Raw genomic sequence first — 17,880 nt, forward strand, 5'->3', positions numbered from 1 at the left:
AACCTAGCAGTATTTCTCCATCATAAACATATAAATTGTAAAAGTATCAACAAACTAATCTAGCTGCGGATTTAAGGGAGAAGTAAATACCGTTCAAAATAGAGCTAATTCTCATGGTTCAGATTTAAAATATTACAAGACTACAGAAAATAGGAATTAATGACAGACAAACAACTAAATTCATATTTGACATTTCGTTTAAAGGGTGAACTTTTTGCCATCGGCGTTGAAAAAGTACTAGAAATAATTGAAACTACAGAAGACCATACCATCACAAATCTACCCAAAGCACCAGATGCTGTTGAAGGGGTAGTAAACTTCAGAGGAAATGTGATTCCAGTGGTTAATACACGCCAAAAGTTTGATCTTGAAAATTATCAGGAACAGGAGCGATTTGTAGTCATGGTGTTAAACTTAACACTAGGAGGAGAGGAGCATATTGTTGGAGCTATGTCTGATAAAGTTGTGGATGTTATTGAAATCGTAGAGAAGGAAATTCAACCCGTACCGGAAGTTGGTAAAGGTTATAATTCAGATTATGTGTCTGGCGTTGTTTATCGTAAGGGGGAGTTTGTGATGGTGCTAGATATAGAAGCCGCCATTGAATCAGATGAAATTATACAACTTAGAGAAGAGGAAGTAGAGGAGTCCAATGAGCAGGATGGGCTAATAGCTGAATAGAACGTATATAGCACAATTTTAATATTCATATAATACCCACCTTTTTTAGGTTCTGTATTACCCTACGGCCTTGGCTGGTAAGCCATAAAACAAGGTTGTATATCCCATTTTATTTGACATATGACAAACTTAACAGTTGTGTGTTGAGTTGTCGTTGTATTCAGGATATGGAACGTATTGAGGTTAATTTGGGTATTGATATTTGGTAGTCAATTATTTTATAGAGGAAACTCCTTGGAAACGAATAGCTTTCGGCTTGTTTGCTGGAATATAAATAATGCAATAAAGTTAACCCTAGAAAAGTTGCCTTAATGTATTGTAGCATCTTGTAGACGAATTATAAGATAAGAACGCACAATGAAAACTGAAAATGCAAAAGGTAATCAAAACGGTCTACTTCATATATACTAAAAAGTTAAAGCAACAAGATTGAGAAAACCAATATGCATTTGCTTTAAAAGTTTCATAGCCTATAGTGAGGCATTTAATTATAGAAATAATAAATAATCTTAACAATCAACAATTCGCACAATTATGAATCTAAAAATTACACAGAAACTACTATTAGGAGTGGTGGGCCAGTTAGTTTTTATTGGTTTGCTTTTAACCTTTGCCTTGGTATTCAATTCAAAACTCAGCACGATTCTAGATGATACCAATGAAGGTATGGAGAACTTAAATGACTTGGGAGAATTACATACTGAAATTATTAACTACTTGAATGAAGAAAAGACTTTATCTGAAGTTAAGGGGCACTTGTCGCAAGCAAAAAGTAGCGTTGATGATAAAGAGTTGCTTTTATTGGTAAATAGTATTGTATCAGAACTGGAACGTGTAGAACGAAACAGAATCAACAATATCCAAATTGAAAAAGATTTTTATGATGCCACAAATAGTTCAAAAGTACAGTCAGATGGTTACATTGAATTAGTAACCAATCGATTAATAGGTGAGTCAACCAGGAGTGGTGTTTCGACTCTCGAGCGCAATGTGTTGATAGGGGCTAAGAGTGCATCAGATTTAAATTTTCAATTGCAATTACTTTTTGAAAAACTAAAAGATGATATTAGAGCTAAATCGGAGTTACTGGGAGTGCTTGAACAGTTTAAAGCCAATGTAGCAAGGGATTATGAGGCTTTAAAAAATACGCCGTTTGTAGATATGGTGCTACAGGCCGGAGAATCCAATAAGGTGCTGATGGATTTGGCAAACCATTACATCGATAATGTAGAGGAGATTGACGACATTAAAAGTAAGCTGGAAGGAGAGATGGAAAGCTTTGAAGTGCGTGTAGGTGAAGAAAGTGTGAATACCATGGCTGGAGCATTTGGTGATTTGCGTTCGTCGATAACTACCTTGTTCACAATTTTATTGATTATTTCTATTGTATTGATCCTTGTTAATTTCACCACAACACGTTTAATGGGTTTTGTATTTAAGCAGCTAAATATCGATTTACGACGCATTGCAGATGGTGATTTAACTTTGGCAATACCAGAAGGGTTTGATACACGAAAAGACGAAATAGGTGATTTTGCTCGTTCTGTAGGCAGTATCCTTAAGAATTTAACCAATATTGTAGGCTCTTTTAAAACAGGTGCTAATAACTTTCGAACAGCCAGTACACAGTTAAGTGCCAATGCTAATGAGATATCAAGTGGAGTAAATGAGCAGGCTGCCTCTACTGAAGAGGTGAGCTCATCAATGGAGGAGATGGCGGCCAATATTCAGCAGAATACAGAAAATGCTGATATGACACGTCAAATTTCACGAGAAACAACCACAGCCATGGAGGAAGTGTCTGTTGCCTCTGATGAAAGCGCACAATCTGTTCGAAATATTAATTCACGCATTAAGGTTGTAGTTGATATTGCAGAGAAAACAGATTTATTAGCCATTAATGCTGCTGTTGAGGCTGCCCGCGCAGGTGATCAGGGTAAAGGGTTTGCTGTGGTGGCTGCTGAAGTACGCAAATTAGCAGAACGGAGTCAGGTAGCCGCTCAGGAGATCGTAGATTTAACTCAGAAAGGTACAGAAGCAACTGAAATATCAAACGAGCAGTTGAAAGCCCTCTTACCAAAAATAAGAAAGACTACGCAATTGGTAGAAGAGATTTCAACCGCTAGCCAGGAGCAACAAGTCGGTGTAGGGCAGGTCAATAATGCCATGCAGCAATTAAGTATGGTAACGCAGAAGCATACATCAGCGGCTGAGGAAATGGCCAGTAGCTCAGAAGAAATGGCACGTCAGGCGGTAGAGCTTAATGAAGTGACTACTTTTTTTAAAATGAATGAAAAGAACAGTCCGAAAAGTTCTTTTACAAAAACGCACCTAAATCCTGGAGTGGCAAGTCCAACATTTACTCGAAAAAAACAACCACTTATTGATTTGGATTTGGATGAAAAAGTGTTAGAAAACGAGTATGAGAATATATAAAAAGTAATTACCTCAGAAGGATGGGCGGCTATTTTAATAGTCGCCTTTTTTATACATCAATAATCGCAGTGATATAGGGTATATACTATGGTAAAAGTAGTAAATTATTGCGATCGAATTAGGTGTTTATATTCGATCTAATAGATGGAAGTTGGTATTTTTGTATTCCCATAGAAACATAAGCAATCACGGATTTACTGATAATCCCTAAAGCTATCTTTATTAGTAATAGAACTCTTTCCCGATAATTTAGATTCCCTATTCTAAATTAAAACAAGTTCTATTGAGAGTAAAACTGCCTGCATCAGTAGGCAGTTTTTTTTATACCTTACAAAAACTAATAGTAAGGGTGAAATGAATATCATTATAATACTTTAGGACGACGCACAGAATGCACGAAAAAGCCCATGAACATTATGAGTCCATGGGCTATATTTATTGAAAGTGTATGTATTCCTGCTTTTAGGACAATCTGAAAAAAGAAATCATATTTCTTAATTGATGAGCCTGTTTTTCCAGATCATAAGCATGCTTAGCTAGTTCCTCTGATGAAGAAGCATTCTGCTGTGTTAAAGCATTCAATTGCTGAACAGCAACATTAACCTGGTTGGTGCCATTCGACTGTTCGTGACTGGCTGTTACAATTTCCTGAACTAAATCTGACGTTTTTTCAACATTAGGTATGGTTGTATCCATTACTTCAACAGCTTCAGTAATGGTTTTATACCCAATCTGACTCATGGCAATTATTTCATCGGCAGCCTTTTTGCTTGTTTCAGCCAGTTTTCTGACTTCACCAGCTACAATCGCAAACCCTCTTCCATGTTCGCCGGCCCTGGCCGCTTCAACAGCCGCATTAATGGCTAGCAAATCAGTACGATCAGCTATCGAATTAATGATCTCAATGCGTTGTTTAATGGTAGCATTTGTTTTAACCGCCTCTTTTGACTTGGTGGACACCTCTTTAATTCCAGTATTGGCATCCTTTGATATGTTGCCAGTCTGAGTGGCATTGTGGCTATTCTGACGAATGTTAGCCGCAATTTCTTCCAATGTAGCTGCCATTTCTTCTACAGAGGCAGCTTGCTCTTTTGCAGCATTGGATAGTTGTTCAGACGTGCTGCTTGTTTTGTTACTGGCTGTCAACATCGTTTCAATACCCTGTCGAACATCCATAATAACGGTATGGAGCTTATGACTAAGTTCATTGGTAGCGCGCAACATTTCGCTTATTTCATCAGTGCCATATTTATGGCTCTCATCATTGGTGATTTTAAAATCACCTTCTGAGAGTCTTTTTAATCGCTGATTGATTGTGCCAATTGATTGAATCAAAGAATTTGATAGTATGTAGGAAATAACTAAAACAATAGATAGGCTTACAAGCAAAGTGATGAGAACCACACGCATCGATTGTATTGAATTATCTTCAGTAGTTTTAAATGCAATATTGGCTTTAAATTTACCATCCTTTATTAATTCGTCGAGTTGAGTCTTTATCTTATTAAACGATTCAACCATTTCTTGTATGTCAGCACTCAATTCCTCTGTGAATTCACCACGTATCATGGCTTCTGTAGTGCGGTAGGCCAATTTAAAGTAGTTTTCAAACGCTCGTTCAAGCTGATTAACATCGTCGCTTCCTTTAGCAACTATATTTTCAGAAGCTGTTGATAAGTAGCCCTTAATCTCATTAAACTTGTCTCTTGAGCTAGCTAATTTATCCTCATCAGATGCCGCAACAGCATCTTGAAAAATACGCTGAAGGTTTATTAGTTCATAACCTAATGTATTGGCTGTTTCTACATATGGGAAATAGCCTTCCTGAATATTGTGTTGCAGCCGTTTTGATTGACTATTATAAGATTGAAAAACGACAAGAATAATAATCGTAACCAGCACAAAAAGTGCTGGAAAGATTATTATTTTATGTTTAAACTTAAGATTACTAAACATACAAGTTTATTGAATGGTGATTACCTTAGTTCCATCTGTATTAGCAGAGCTTGCTACATAACCTATCGCACCTGGATGGCTTTTTATAAAGGCTACTACCTCTGCATCTGTCTTTTTTTCAAGAGGTGGCGTGCCGGTTCCTGCAAATACATATTGCTGCCAGTAACTTTTAATGGCACCAACTGACTTGCCTAAAACATCGTTTGAAAATTGTTTGCGAGTTTCTGATCGGGAGCTTTGGTCTATGACTGTTACTTTTGTGCCATCATCCCATTTCTTATCTTTTTTCAGGAAATATTTACTTAGCTGCGATTTACTGATACTCGTAACAGTGGAGCTTGAATGAACAATGACTTTGTAATCTTGAGCATTACTGATAAATCCTAGGAGTATGAATGCGATTAATAAGGTGTATAGTTTCATTTTATTTAGTCGTTATTGTGTAACACAATTAGAAAGAAAGTACGAATGATAATTGGATGTGGTCGTAATCATTGTCTTGTGACAATTGATTTTCAAAATCGGTTATCTCAGTAGCAAAGATGCGCTTATATTCCAGTTTTAATAAGGTCTCAAAACGAGGGCGAACGGCTAAACCTACTGTAGCTGCACTGGTTGGCAGTCCAATTCCATTGACGTTTATGTCTTCAATAAAGTCATAACGGGCAAATGGTTTAACAACATCACGGTCGTAAATGATTTCAGCATAGTAGCCTACGTAATCGTTTTTAATATATTCATACTTTATTTGACCATCAGGTTGAGGAACAGGTATCTCATCATTTGTTTTTTGTTGACCGCCCCAATATTCGGCATTAACTTTCAGGTTATTAATATGTAGGTGCGCATCAAAACCATAAGTGTATTTTGTTGAAGGGTAGTATTGATATTCTTCAAATTCGTCTTGGGCAAACTGCTGAGCATCTGCTAAAAACAAGTTGGCACCAATAGTTAATACATCGTTAAAGTTGGCATAAGCACGACCGGTACCACATAGGTAGTTGTTTATTTTATCTAACTCTGTATCATAATAACCAAATGTCGGGTATGAGTCTTCCTGTGCTTGTATGCCTAGAATACCTGATTCAAAGTGGTTGATGTAAGCATAACTTCCAATTGAAGCATTATAACCAAACTTGCTTGATGAGCCTAACTCAAATTCACCTGCAATCTGAAATCCGCTGATACTTTGTGGAAACAAAAAATGATGAGAAACAAGCATAGGAACAACACCGCTTGGGTTTAATGGTGCATAAAAGTATTGATTGATAGGGCTTAGTGGTGTTAAAAAACGTCCTAGACCTAATTTAAAACCATCTGAAAAGCTATACATTCCATAGACTTCAACCAATAATTGACTAACATGAAACATGTAGTGAGAATAGACACCCGTAGCTTTTAATTCTAATTCAGGTAATGGTTGGTAAGTCACCAATAAACCCACTTCTGATAAACCAACGCCGAAGTTTTTGTTTAAATTATCCTGATTCGAATATTCAGCAATGGTATTAATATAACCTGTAATGTGCTTACGAGGTGTCCAATCATCTTGCCCTAAGGATTGATGATTAAAGATCAATGCAAAAGCTGCTATCAGCCCAAGTGTCACTGTTTTTTTGAAATTCATTTTTTTGGATTTTGTGTGTTTTATACATTTGTTTACAAAAGTAGATGAACGAAACGGGCTGTGAAACGGGATAATCAGGTGGATTATACCCCCCTAAAAGTATGGTTTTGGAAGAGTGAATGCCTAATTGGGGTATTTGATACCCTATGCTAAGCATGAAAAAGCCTATTATTACATAGAACCTAGTTGGTTTTAATTCACACAAGGCTGCCTTGTAATTGCAATTGTAAAAAGAACAGCTCGGGTTAAATTGATGAAACCAGCAAAAGGAGCGACGAATTACTGCAGGGAGCTCAATCCAAAAACTGAATTAACTATTAAGCTAGAATTATGGTAGTAATGATGATGTTTAAGAATTAAATTAAATCTCTCTCTCTCTCTCTCTCTCTTAATTATTTGAAGGTCAGTTAGGTGATGTGGAAAATGTGTCTTTTAGCAGGTAATAGGTGCACTTGTATGATCGGACGGTATTAATCAACAGAAACCACACCTTTACCTGCTAATAGTATTACTAATTTTTAGAGATTATTAAGTTGATATATTAGTAATAAAGACTTTTGTGCTGCAAATGTAATTGTTAGACTTGAAAAACGATTGCTAAATGCCTAATTATGATTAAAAACGGTCATAAAAGGGGGTGTTTTATGGGGTATTTATGTTAGTACTAACACTTATATTTTTAGCAATTTTACATTTTATAATGTGACGTCTAACAAGGGATAAATAGTGATTTGTAACTAGCATTTATAAATCAAATATTAAAGATCATGGTTGTCCAATCCCTTTTTGCAAACTAAGAATTTTTTTATGACAGAAACAAAGGCAATTAGGAATGACATACCGAGGCAAGAACAGTTTACACTGTTACAGCGAGTTTTCTTTTGGACTTCAGGTGTAAATATTGAAATCCTTAAACAGGTGCCATTAGAGAAAAATAAGTTTTTTGGAATCGGAGGTACCATTTTATTTACAGCATTAATGGCGTTTATGGCAGGAGGTTATGCATGTTATGCGGTATTTCAATCCTATGGCTTGTCCATTGTTTTTGGCCTATTCTGGGGCGCATTAATTCTTAATCTTGATCGATACATTGTCTGTACGGTTCACTTTTTTGAAAAACTGAGTTTGCGAATGATGTTCTCAAGAGTAATGCCGCGCTTGATTATGGCCATTTTTCTCGGAGTTATAATTGCAGTTCCACTGGAATTGAAGTTATTTGAGCGAGAAATAAACCATACTATAGAAAAGAGAATGCTAGCCGATTTAGCTCTACAAGAGCAGCGGGTTGATGCACTCTTTAAAGATGAAGAAAGTCGATTACTTAATGATTTGGAGGAACTTAAAAGAAATGCTGATGAACGAACAAAGCAGATAATAGAATTACAAGTTCAGGTTAATAAAGCCTATGATATTTATATGAAAGAGCTGGATGGTTCTGGTGGTTCTGGTCAGAAAGGAGTGGGGCCAATTTTTATTGAAAAGAAAAAGGAATTTGAGCGATTAAGTCAGCAACTAGATAAATACGAGGGTACAAACAAGAATGAATCATTAAAGAGCCAAGAACGAATCACTTATCTTGAGAAGCAATTAAGTCGCACGAAAAAGACAAAAGAGCAGAGGTTAGCAAATTTTAAGGTTTCTAACACAGCTAGCAATGGTTTAGCAGCTAAAATAGTGGCATTGAATGAGCTGAGTAATGAGAATAAGTCAGTAATGACTGCTAAGTGGTTGATTTCTTTGTTATTTATATTTATTGAAGTTGCTCCCATCTTATTTAAGATAATAACACCCAAAGGCCCTTACGAATATATCCTGCATCGAAAACAAACAGAAGCAGTGTTAAGTGAGAAGTGGGAGCTAAAACAATTAGAAACCCAACACTTCAATAAAATGAGCCAATATGAAACTAAAATGGCTTATGAACTCAAACAGTCTTTAGCTATATATAAGCACGATGAGGACGAATTATTGGCAGAAGAAGCTAAAGAGAAAACAACCGTAGTTCAATTGTCGGAGGGTTAAGGAAGAAAGAAACAACCCAAAAGTACTATTGCAATTTAGGATTTTGGGGTTGTGGGATGTAAGTAGTTAGCTCTTAAATTTGTACCATCAACATTAAATAAGAAATCATGAGTATTAATAAAAGTCAATCGTTTCTAACTTTTCAATTGGCAAATGAACTATTTGCCATTAGTGTACATAAAGTATTAGAGATTATTGAAACAGATGAAGAGCATAACATAACACCATTGCCAAAGGCACCTCCAACGGTTTCAGGAGTTATTAATTTTAGAGGTAATGTTATCCCGGTTATTGATACGCGCATGAAGTTTGATATGCCATTTTACCAAGAGGGAGAGCGTTTTGTTGTGATGGTACTAAATCTTCAGATTGGTGATACAAAACATCTAGTCGGGTGTAAAACAGATAAGGTGGTGGATGTAATCGAAATTGATATGGATAAGGTGGAAGATGTACCTGCGATTGCAAAGGGATATAATTCAGAATACATCGATGGTGTAGTTAATCGCAATGAACGTTTTATAATGTTATTGAACCTGGAAGAAGCTATCGGTTCGGATGATATCGTTTCTTTAAAAAAGGAGGATGTTGAATTAGAAGAGGCATCCGAGCAGACTGTTGAAAATAAGGAATAGAAACAAGTTTTGATGTTGATAGATCGAAGGGGAGGTGCGGTCGACAATTAAATCCTCCCTTTCAATTCAAAATTGTCATAGATAGGTTATAGTTAAAACATAGGTTAGGTTTGGTTATGAAATCGGGAGAATGGTATTAAGCCTGCATCCCGATTTTTAATTATACGATTTGTATTTAAACATAGTTTACATTAAAAACCGCAATTTAGAAAGCGCGAGTCAGTTGTAAAACAGACTCGTTTTATTTTATTTCCTTAGAGAAGATTTATGTGAAAAAAAGCCTAAAGAAATTCAATCCTTTAAGGGGAGTGACAGATGCAACCCAATGTTATTAACCCCTAAGAGTCGAAAAAAGTTAGTTACTTATTTCACCACATGTTGTGGATGTAAGAGTATTATTGCCTCTGGTTACAAAAAAAAGTCAAAAGTTATGCTTGCCAGAAACATGGTTAACGGAACCTAAAATGTACTAAACAGGCGTGGTGTTAAGTCATTTATAGGTTATTCAGGTGGTGCTTTGTAACTATCTGAAAATTAAATTCATAATGGCATCTAGGATTTTTGTTTTTTCTCATTTAGCTAACCTTTTAAGCATTCCCTTAAATATGAAATGGTGAAAGGGTAGTACAGAGTACCAATACAACCTACCTTTAAGTCCTTTTGGGCGAAAAGTTGCAGTTTGGGTAAGTTTACCATCTGACAATTTAAACTCAAGCCATGCTTCACCTGGTAGTTTCATTTCTGCATATAATAATAAATAGCCTTCTGATTTATCGGCATACAGCACGCGCCAGAAATCAATAACATCACCACTGTGGATCTTTGTTCTGTGAGTACGACCACGACGTAAACCAACCCCTCCATTAATGCGATCGATAAAACCTCGCAATTGCCATAACCAATTGGCAAAATGCCAGCCCGTATAACCTCCAATACGCCATATCTTTTCAAGTGTTATTGTAGGTCTCATAACATCACGGCTTCGTTCATCAGTATAACATCCGTGTGTAGGAACTTCAATGAAATCGGATAATTTAAAATCATGGTTGCTCACTACAAGGGCGTCTTTCCAGCTCGATATTATTTGTTCATCTTTAATCTCACTAAATGCTGCTTTCAATGATTTAACATACGATACTGGTGTTACTTTTAGTAGTTCGTTAATTCGACTTTTCCTGCAAATAACCTCAATTTTCATACTATTAACCAGTGCGGTAGCTAATTTGTATGAAGTGGAAGTAATAAAGTATAACCAATAGGATGAAAGCTGGGGGGTCATAACCGGAACCACATAAATATATCGTTTAAGACCACGAATTGCGGCAAACTGTAAAAGCATGTCTTTGTATGAAATTACATCAGGTCCACCAATGTCAAAATTGTTATTAAAAGTATGCACATTGCCCAGGCTGTTCATTAGAAACTGGATAACATCAGCTATAGCGATAGGTTGACATTTTGTATTTAGCCATTTCGGTGTTACCATCAATGGAAGTTTTTCAACTAAGTCGCGTATTATTTCAAACGAAGCACTACCAGCTCCAATAATGATTCCAGCCCGCAATGTGGTTAAGGCATAGTTACCTTTACCAAGTTCACGTTCAACATTTTTACGTGATTGCAAGTGCGATGAAAGTTTAGGTTCATTAATTATTCCACTTAAGTAAATGACCTGATTGGTATTGGTTTCACTAATGATTTTTCGAAAGTTGGTAGCAGAATTTAATTCTTTGACCTGGTAATCTTTGTCGCTTGACATCGAATGAACAAGGTAATAGGCTACATCTAAGTCATCGGGGATGTTCTTTATTGATGATTCATTGCTTAAGTCGCCTTCATATATCGTGACAAAAGGTAGAAAGCTCGAGGGCAAATGAAAACGATCTTTGTCGCGAACAAGACAAACAACATGATGCTCCTGCTGGATTAACATTGGGAGTAATCGTTTTCCGATATAACCTGTAGCACCTGTTAATAATACCTTCATATATATGAAAGTATTATCATTGTTATTTGTTCATTAATTTATTGTTTTTAATGAACGGTGTGCGCTATCTTGATTGTATTCGCATAATTATTGGATGTACAAACACAGCAGCCAGAATAACCAATGTGCCAATGTAGAAACCTCCAGACATAAATTCACTTTGCCCGAAAATAAAAAAGGCTAATAGGATACCATAAACAGGCTCCATATTAATAGCCAGAACAACGGTATAAGCTGAAAGAACTTTCATAACATCCACCGCCACAACAAAGGCATAAGCTGTACAGGCAATTCCTAAAATAAGTATGTAAATAACATCCATGGTGTTAGGCATTAATAAATTATGAGGTAGGATGTCTGTAAAAATAAGGAAAATACCAATGCTAATAAAGCCACTAATCATCTCATAAAAACTAATGGTGACCGGATGATGCTTATCGATAAATAGTTTATTAAGAACAGTAAATAAGCCTGCTAAAAAAGCAGATAATAAGGCTGTTATAATTCCTTTCCAAAAGCTTAATTCAAATTGAAATATTAAGTATAAACCTCCAATAATTAATAGACCTATAAAAACTTCCAGCCATTTAATTCGTTTATGAAAAATAATAGGTTCTAAAAAGCTGGCAAAAAGTGTTGTGGAAGCCATACAGCCTAAAGTAACTGACACATTGGAAATTTTTACTGCATGAAAAAATGTAATCCAATGAAAGGCAACTACTAACCCAACACCCATTATTTTGATAATACTCTGATAGCCAATTTTAATTGGTATTTTTTTTAGCCAGATAAATCCTCCTAGTACAGCAAATGCAATAAACATTCGATACCAAACCATTTGTGGTGCAGGTAGCGAAATTAATTTGCCTAAAATGGCTGTTATGCCATAGAGTAGTACAACAAAATGAAGTTTTAAATGGCTGGATAGGAGCTTGTTCATTATTTTTAGGTTGATTTGTTTTAGGTTTTAAAAATGAGAGTTTTATTATAAAACTAAAATGAGATTAATACAACAAAAAGAAGTTTTAGGTGGTTCTTTAATAGTGCATTCATGAAAGTTGATTGAAAATAAAAACTTTGTTGGCGCAAAAATAGAAATAGTTTCCATGTAAGCGCTTAAATTTGCAATTCATCATTAACCTAATGCGATTATAAGTAATCGCTACAATATTTATCTTATTTATGAAGAAAATTATTATGAAATGGCCGATATGGGTAAGCTGCATGCTTATAGTCGCAATGGTATATGGATGTTCTACGGTACCTATAACGGGTCGCAAGCAATTAAATTTGGTATCGGACAGTGAGATGATGTCGATGAGTTTTAGTCAATACGACCAGTTTTTAAAAGAAAACAAATTATCAACCAATAAGCAACAGGTTGAAATGGTGAAACGCTGTGGTAAGCGCATTGCAGCGGCTGTTGAAAAATACATGGTGGATAATGGTCACTCTAGTCACATACATGGGTTTGACTGGGAATTTAATCTGGTTGATGACGATACACCTAACGCCTGGTGTATGCCTGGAGGTAAGGTGGTATTTTACACCGGTATCTTACCATTTACCCAAAATGAAGAAGGATTGGCAGTTGTGATGGGACATGAGATTGCTCATGCAGTAGCCAAGCATGGAAACGAACGGATGAGTAATCAAATGGCTGTTCAAATGGGTGGCACTGCATTGTCAGTAGCTGTAGATGAGAAGCCGGAAGAGACCAAAGCGATTTACATGGCGGCTTTTGGTTTAGGTGCTCAATATGGTTTTATGTTACCTTACTCCAGAACACACGAAACCGAAGCTGATAAAATGGGTTTAATATTTATGGCAATGGCGGGCTATAACCCGGAAGCTGCAGTTGGCTTTTGGGAGCGTATGGCTGCATCGGGCGGTCAAAAGCCACCTGAGTTTATGAGCACGCACCCGGCTGATGATACAAGAATAAGAAACCTTAAAGCTGACATGCCCGAGGCATTGAAGTATTATAAAAAATAGATGATATTAAAAGCGTTCTGTAAGAGGAGCGCTTTTTCTTTTAGAAGTTATAGCCAATACTCACCGATGGTGCGATGAAATTTTCCAACCCGAATATAGCATTAGCACCTGCTCTAAACATCAGGCCTCCGTCTTTCTGATAGCGATACATCATTGGCAGAAAAACACCATAAGCCACAACATTATTATCCTCGAAAGTATAATTATTAAAGCTGAGAATAGCACCAGCACCAAATTCTAAATGGTGGTTTTTTAATGTAGCTGTCATCCAGTTAATCGATAAAGGAATGTTGGTTGTAGTCTCAAAGTCGGTTGAGATGCCAATTCGTATTGATAAGCGATAAAGTTTATCCAGGTAACGCTCATAATTAAGTGCAGGATATCCAAAATTGTGCTTCGAAAAGTTCATCAGAAACCCTTCTGCGTAAATGACATTACTTTTAAAACTGGTATAATCAGTAAAACTAATTTCATTATCCTGACAATGGCTGTTGATACTAATTAAGGATAGTAAGCCAATTATGAGTGATTTGATTTTCATAAAATAGGTTAGCAGACAATATTAAACACAGTAAAGTATTACTTCATAATCTGTTAAAAGTTACAATATTCATATAATTAACTACTTATTTGATTTTAGAATAAATAAGGCTGAACATACTCTTTGTGACCCATTTGAATTTGTGTAAATTGTCAATTTATAAGCAAATTGAATGTAATATGTCGAAGAATAGATGCAGTAGGTGTGAAGGTTCAGATTTATATCGTTCCTATCATGATAATGAATGGGGTAAACCCTTACACGATGATGATAAATTGTTTGAGTTTTTGATTCTTGAAGGATTTCAGGCAGGTTTAAGTTGGTCAACAATACTTAATAAACGAGAAGCCTTTAGGTTGGCTTTTGATAATTTTGATGCCAGAATAATTGCAGAATATACGGATGAAAAAGTGGCAGAATTACTTCAAAATGCTGGCATTATTCGTAATCGCTTAAAAATAAATGCAGCTATTAAAAACGCTAAAACCTTCCTTCAAATACAAAAAACATACGGCAGTTTTGGTAAGTATATTTGGCGGTTTGTCAATCATCAGCCAATTATAAATGCTTTTACTAGCGAGAGTGAAATCCCTGCCACAAACGACATTTCTGATGCAATGAGCAAGCAATTAAAAAAAGATGGTTTTTCATTTGTTGGCAGTACTATCTGTTATGCATATATGCAGGCAACCGGCATGGTTAATGACCATATTACAAGGTGTTTTCGATATAAAGAGTGTCAGAAATAAGTAGAAAGGGATTTTAAAACTGCGATTAAATAATTTGAAATTTTGCTTTCGATCAAATAAACTATCTACAGCAGATGTGTTTCTTTCAAACTATTGTTTACTTTTAAGCATCTAACTTAATTGTACAAAACATGATTATTTCAAGACTACTGGCTTGCCTTCTATTCGTTACTTCTTTTATGAATTTACAGGCCCAAGAAGCCGACAGCCTTAAAACGCAGGTTTATACCTATAAAATATTCCGCGAAATAGGTAGTACTTCGTGGATTCACACTCAGGAAGCTTTTAACGAGGCTGAGGAGATGAATGCAGATGTAATGCTACTTCATATGAATACCTATGGCGGACAGGTGGTGTTTGCTGATTCCATTCGTACTAAAATTCTGAATAGTAAAATTCCGGTACATGTTTTTATCGACAACAATGCCGCATCGGCCGGAGCACTTATCTCAATAGCCTGCGATAGCATTTATATGAGACCGGGTGCAAATATAGGGGCTGCAACGGTGGTGAATCAGAGCGGGGAGAAAATGCCTGATAAGTACCAGTCATATATGCGTTCAACCATTAGAGCTACAGCCGAAGCTCACGGTAAAGACACCATTATATCGGGACAGGATACCACCTACCAGTGGCGACGTGACCCGCATATAGCTGAAGCCATGGTGGATGAAAGTATTTATATCGAAAGTGTGATTGATACAGGAAAAATACTCACATTTACTACACTGGAGGCCATTGAGCATAACTTCTGCGAAGGCCAGGCCGATAATATTGATGACGTATTGAGTCAATTGAAAATATACGATTATGAAATTACAACCTTCAAGCCCTCATTTTACGATGGCTTAAAAGGCTTTTTAACAAGCCCTATTTTGCAAGGGATACTAATTCTCGTAATAATGGGAGGCATCTATTTTGAGCTACAAACACCAGGTGTTGGCTTTCCACTGATGGCAGCTGCTATTGCGGCAGTATTATATTTCTCACCACTCTACATTGATGGATTGGCAGCTAACTGGGAGATTATCATCTTTATCATCGGATTGGTTTTAATTGGTCTTGAAGTTTTTGTTATACCTGGTTTTGGAATGGCTGGAGTTTCTGGTATTATCCTAGTTGTTGGCGGGTTAACTTTAAGCTTATTAGATAATGATTTATTTAATTTTGATGGAGTTGGCTTTAGCAAGTTGTTGGAAGCTATGGGTATTGTTCTTTCGGGATTATTTGGTTCACTAATAGCTATTATTTACCTGAGCAAGAAGTTATTGTCATCGTCAACATTTGGTGCTAAAATTGCCTTGCAAACTGAGGAAAGTGTTGAATTGGGCTATATTGGTGTTGAGGCTTCGTTGGGTGATTTGGTAGGTAATGAAGCTATTGCATTTACCAGTCTTCGTCCATCAGGAAAAATAATGATTGATGATGAGCAATACGATGCAGTGGCTGAAACCGGTTATATTGAGAAAGATACCAAGGTGAGAGTTACTCGTTTCACACATGGGCAATTGTATGTGATGGCTCAAAAATAATTATTAAGACTTGTACGACTGATTAAAATCGCTATAATTGTAAACAAATAAAGAAAATGAGTAATCAGCTGTTTCATATGTATTGGTGGCAATATTCTACTTTTATCAAGGTGGAACAGTAGGTTAATGCTATAAAAACATTAGAAAGCCGCAGGAATTCCACCTGCGGCTTTTTTATTATAAATAATTATTAACGACCTGAAAGGGTCAATAAACTAAATTAAATGAACAAATCATTATTAGCCAATGAGGTAATGCCCAATGCAGAAGGCTTCTTTGGTAAGTATGGTGGTCGTTTTGTACCACCAATGCTTGAGCCAATTATGCAGGAGATTACCGAGGCTTACGAAAAAATTAAGGATGATCCGGTGTTTAAAGAAGAACTGTATTACTTGCAAAAACACTACACAGGCCGTCCATCACCGGTATTTCATGCCAAAAACCTTTCTGATAAATTGGGCGGAGCGCAAATTTACCTCAAGCGCGAAGATTTAAATCACACAGGAGCACATAAAATTAACCATTGTTTGGGCGAAGCACTGCTGGCCAAGAAAATGGGAAAGGCAAAAATAATAGCCGAAAGTGGAGCAGGGCAACATGGTGTTGCATTAGCAACTGCAGCTGCTTTGGTTGGCTTGGAGTGTGATATTCACATGGGTGAAGTAGATATTTATAAAGAGCATCCTAATGTGGTACGTATGCGAATATTAGGAGCCAATGTTATTCCGGCCACGCATGGATTAAAGACATTAAAAGAAGCTGTTGATTCGGCGTTTGAAGCGTATCTAACGGATCCGGTCAACCAGCTTTACGCCATTGGTTCAGTGGTTGGGCCACATCCTTTTCCAATGATGGTACGCGACTTTCAGGCAGTTATTGGACGTGAGGCTAAAGAGCAGTTTCAGGAAATGACAGGAAAGTTACCCGATAACCTTGTGGCATGTGTTGGCGGTGGTTCCAATGCCATTGGCTTGTTCACAGCTTTTCTGGATGATGCTGATGTCAATATTTATGGAGTAGAACCTGCCGGAACAAGTTTTGAAACGGGCGACCATGCAGCAACACTCAAATTGGGAAAACCTGGCATGATACACGGCTTCAAATGCTATTTGTTACAAAATGAGCAAGGCGAACCGGCACCTGTTAATACTGTGGCATCTGGCTTAGACTACCCGGGTGTGGGGCCGCAGCATTCTTACCTAAAAGATATTGAGCGTGTTAATTATGAAACAATCAATGACAAAGAGGCCATTGATGCTTTTATGAAATTGGCTCGACAAGAAGGTATTATCCCTGCTTTGGAGAGTTCACATGCTGTGGCTTATGCGCTTAAATTGGCCGCTAAATTGCCAAAAGATCAAACCATACTAGTGAATCTCTCAGGACGAGGAGATAAAGACATTGATTATGTTGTTGAGAAGTTTGGTAAAGAGTATGGCATTGAAGAATAAGCTATCTCTTATTTGATACTACAAACCTGTCAGGCATAAAAACTCTGACAGGTTTTTTTTATAACTATAATTTACTTCGGGAGTGTAAGTAATAAGCAATCATATACAAATGTTTATTGCTTCACTCCACCTTGCAATGGCTAATATTCATATGTTTATTGCTTCCCGTAATGATGCAACGGACAATAATTATATAACTGACATTTCCCATGTCTATTAGGCAGCACTTGAAAGCTGCATTTCTATTAGCCTGAAGATTTTGTTGTCT

Annotated in this window: 14 protein-coding genes; 8 read left to right on the plus strand and 6 right to left on the minus strand. The window is 36.6% G+C overall.

What is annotated here, in order from left to right; translation table 11 throughout:
• The first annotated feature begins 159 nt into the window (after positions 1-159).
• Entirely contained in the window at positions 160-681 is a 522-nt protein-coding gene (locus JIV24_RS20180; protein ID WP_200466890.1) for a chemotaxis protein CheW, read from the plus strand.
• Between the two features lie 534 nt (positions 682-1,215).
• Positions 1,216-3,117 (plus strand): methyl-accepting chemotaxis protein, encoded by a 1,902-nt coding sequence (locus JIV24_RS20185; RefSeq protein WP_200466891.1) that lies wholly within the window; start codon positions 1,216-1,218, stop codon positions 3,115-3,117.
• Positions 3,118-3,579: 462 nt separating this feature from the next.
• On the opposite strand, the gene JIV24_RS20190 is transcribed toward JIV24_RS20185, so the two are convergent.
• Genes JIV24_RS20190 through JIV24_RS20200 form a run of 3 tightly spaced genes read right to left on the minus strand, consistent with a single transcriptional unit; the run spans position 3,580 to position 6,700 of the window.
• Positions 3,580-5,073: a methyl-accepting chemotaxis protein gene (locus JIV24_RS20190; RefSeq protein WP_200466892.1), complete on the minus strand. Its 1,494-nt coding sequence runs from the start codon at positions 5,071-5,073 to the stop codon at positions 3,580-3,582.
• Positions 5,074-5,079: 6 nt separating this feature from the next.
• Positions 5,080-5,496 (minus strand): substrate-binding domain-containing protein, encoded by a 417-nt coding sequence (locus tag JIV24_RS20195; protein ID WP_200466893.1) that lies wholly within the window; start codon positions 5,494-5,496, stop codon positions 5,080-5,082.
• Positions 5,497-5,524: 28 nt separating this feature from the next.
• On the minus strand, positions 5,525-6,700 hold the full coding sequence (locus tag JIV24_RS20200; RefSeq protein WP_200466894.1) for a hypothetical protein: 1,176 nt from the start codon (positions 6,698-6,700) through the stop codon (positions 5,525-5,527).
• Positions 6,701-7,507: 807 nt separating this feature from the next.
• On the opposite strand from JIV24_RS20200, the gene JIV24_RS20205 reads away from it, so the two are divergent.
• The gene (locus JIV24_RS20205; protein WP_200466895.1) at positions 7,508-8,722 is read left to right on the plus strand and encodes a DUF4407 domain-containing protein; all 1,215 of its coding nucleotides are present in this window, start codon (positions 7,508-7,510) and stop codon (positions 8,720-8,722) included.
• Between the two features lie 107 nt (positions 8,723-8,829).
• Complete coding sequence (locus tag JIV24_RS20210; RefSeq protein ID WP_200466896.1) at positions 8,830-9,357, plus strand: chemotaxis protein CheW; 528 nt, start codon at positions 8,830-8,832, stop codon at positions 9,355-9,357.
• Positions 9,358-9,928: 571 nt separating this feature from the next.
• Here the strand turns inward: JIV24_RS20210 and JIV24_RS20215 are convergent.
• Both JIV24_RS20215 and JIV24_RS20220 read right to left on the minus strand, forming a co-directional pair.
• Positions 9,929-11,344 carry an SDR family oxidoreductase gene (locus JIV24_RS20215; protein ID WP_200466897.1) on the minus strand — a complete coding sequence of 472 codons (1,416 nt, stop codon included), beginning with the start codon at positions 11,342-11,344 and terminating at the stop codon, positions 9,929-9,931.
• Positions 11,345-11,408: 64 nt separating this feature from the next.
• The gene (locus tag JIV24_RS20220) at positions 11,409-12,284 is read right to left on the minus strand and encodes a DMT family transporter (RefSeq protein WP_200466898.1); all 876 of its coding nucleotides are present in this window, start codon (positions 12,282-12,284) and stop codon (positions 11,409-11,411) included.
• Between the two features lie 242 nt (positions 12,285-12,526).
• Between JIV24_RS20220 and JIV24_RS20225 the strand changes: the two genes are divergently transcribed.
• The gene (locus JIV24_RS20225) at positions 12,527-13,339 is read left to right on the plus strand and encodes a M48 family metallopeptidase (RefSeq protein WP_200466899.1); all 813 of its coding nucleotides are present in this window, start codon (positions 12,527-12,529) and stop codon (positions 13,337-13,339) included.
• 40 nt (positions 13,340-13,379) lie between these two features.
• On the opposite strand, the gene JIV24_RS20230 is transcribed toward JIV24_RS20225, so the two are convergent.
• Positions 13,380-13,880, minus strand: a complete 501-nt coding sequence (locus JIV24_RS20230; RefSeq protein ID WP_200466900.1) for a hypothetical protein — start codon at positions 13,878-13,880, stop codon at positions 13,380-13,382.
• Positions 13,881-14,059: 179 nt separating this feature from the next.
• Here JIV24_RS20230 and JIV24_RS20235 point away from each other — a divergent pair, with 179 nt between their 5' ends.
• The 3 genes from JIV24_RS20235 to trpB all read left to right on the plus strand — a co-directional run bounded on the left by JIV24_RS20235 (position 14,060) and on the right by trpB (position 17,612).
• On the plus strand, positions 14,060-14,629 hold the full coding sequence (locus tag JIV24_RS20235; RefSeq protein ID WP_200466901.1) for a DNA-3-methyladenine glycosylase I: 570 nt from the start codon (positions 14,060-14,062) through the stop codon (positions 14,627-14,629).
• 131 nt (positions 14,630-14,760) lie between these two features.
• Positions 14,761-16,161 carry an NfeD family protein gene (locus JIV24_RS20240; RefSeq protein WP_234445904.1) on the plus strand — a complete coding sequence of 467 codons (1,401 nt, stop codon included), beginning with the start codon at positions 14,761-14,763 and terminating at the stop codon, positions 16,159-16,161.
• 224 nt (positions 16,162-16,385) lie between these two features.
• Entirely contained in the window at positions 16,386-17,612 is a 1,227-nt protein-coding gene (gene trpB, locus JIV24_RS20245) for a tryptophan synthase subunit beta (RefSeq protein WP_200466902.1), read from the plus strand.
• The last annotated feature ends 268 nt before the right edge of the window (positions 17,613-17,880 follow it).

Source organism: Carboxylicivirga marina (assembly GCF_016612505.1).
Taxonomy (GTDB): Bacteria; Bacteroidota; Bacteroidia; order Bacteroidales; family Marinilabiliaceae; genus Carboxylicivirga; species Carboxylicivirga marina.

Excerpts from the sequence above, each read along its gene's own strand:
- JIV24_RS20180 (WP_200466890.1), top strand. The coding sequence starts at position 160 with ATGACAGACAAACAACTAAATTCATATTTGACATTTCGTTTAAAGGGT.
- JIV24_RS20185 (WP_200466891.1), top strand. The coding sequence starts at position 1,216 with ATGAATCTAAAAATTACACAGAAACTACTATTAGGAGTGGTGGGCCAG.
- JIV24_RS20190 (WP_200466892.1), bottom strand. The coding sequence starts at position 5,073 with ATGTTTAGTAATCTTAAGTTTAAACATAAAATAATAATCTTTCCAGCA.
- JIV24_RS20195 (WP_200466893.1), bottom strand. The coding sequence starts at position 5,496 with ATGAAACTATACACCTTATTAATCGCATTCATACTCCTAGGATTTATC.
- JIV24_RS20200 (WP_200466894.1), bottom strand. The coding sequence starts at position 6,700 with ATGAATTTCAAAAAAACAGTGACACTTGGGCTGATAGCAGCTTTTGCA.
- JIV24_RS20205 (WP_200466895.1), top strand. The coding sequence starts at position 7,508 with ATGACAGAAACAAAGGCAATTAGGAATGACATACCGAGGCAAGAACAG.
- JIV24_RS20210 (WP_200466896.1), top strand. The coding sequence starts at position 8,830 with ATGAGTATTAATAAAAGTCAATCGTTTCTAACTTTTCAATTGGCAAAT.
- JIV24_RS20215 (WP_200466897.1), bottom strand. The coding sequence starts at position 11,344 with ATGAAGGTATTATTAACAGGTGCTACAGGTTATATCGGAAAACGATTA.
- JIV24_RS20220 (WP_200466898.1), bottom strand. The coding sequence starts at position 12,284 with ATGAACAAGCTCCTATCCAGCCATTTAAAACTTCATTTTGTTGTACTA.
- JIV24_RS20225 (WP_200466899.1), top strand. The coding sequence starts at position 12,527 with ATGAAGAAAATTATTATGAAATGGCCGATATGGGTAAGCTGCATGCTT.
- JIV24_RS20230 (WP_200466900.1), bottom strand. The coding sequence starts at position 13,880 with ATGAAAATCAAATCACTCATAATTGGCTTACTATCCTTAATTAGTATC.
- JIV24_RS20235 (WP_200466901.1), top strand. The coding sequence starts at position 14,060 with ATGTCGAAGAATAGATGCAGTAGGTGTGAAGGTTCAGATTTATATCGT.
- JIV24_RS20240 (WP_234445904.1), top strand. The coding sequence starts at position 14,761 with ATGATTATTTCAAGACTACTGGCTTGCCTTCTATTCGTTACTTCTTTT.
- trpB (WP_200466902.1), top strand. The coding sequence starts at position 16,386 with ATGAACAAATCATTATTAGCCAATGAGGTAATGCCCAATGCAGAAGGC.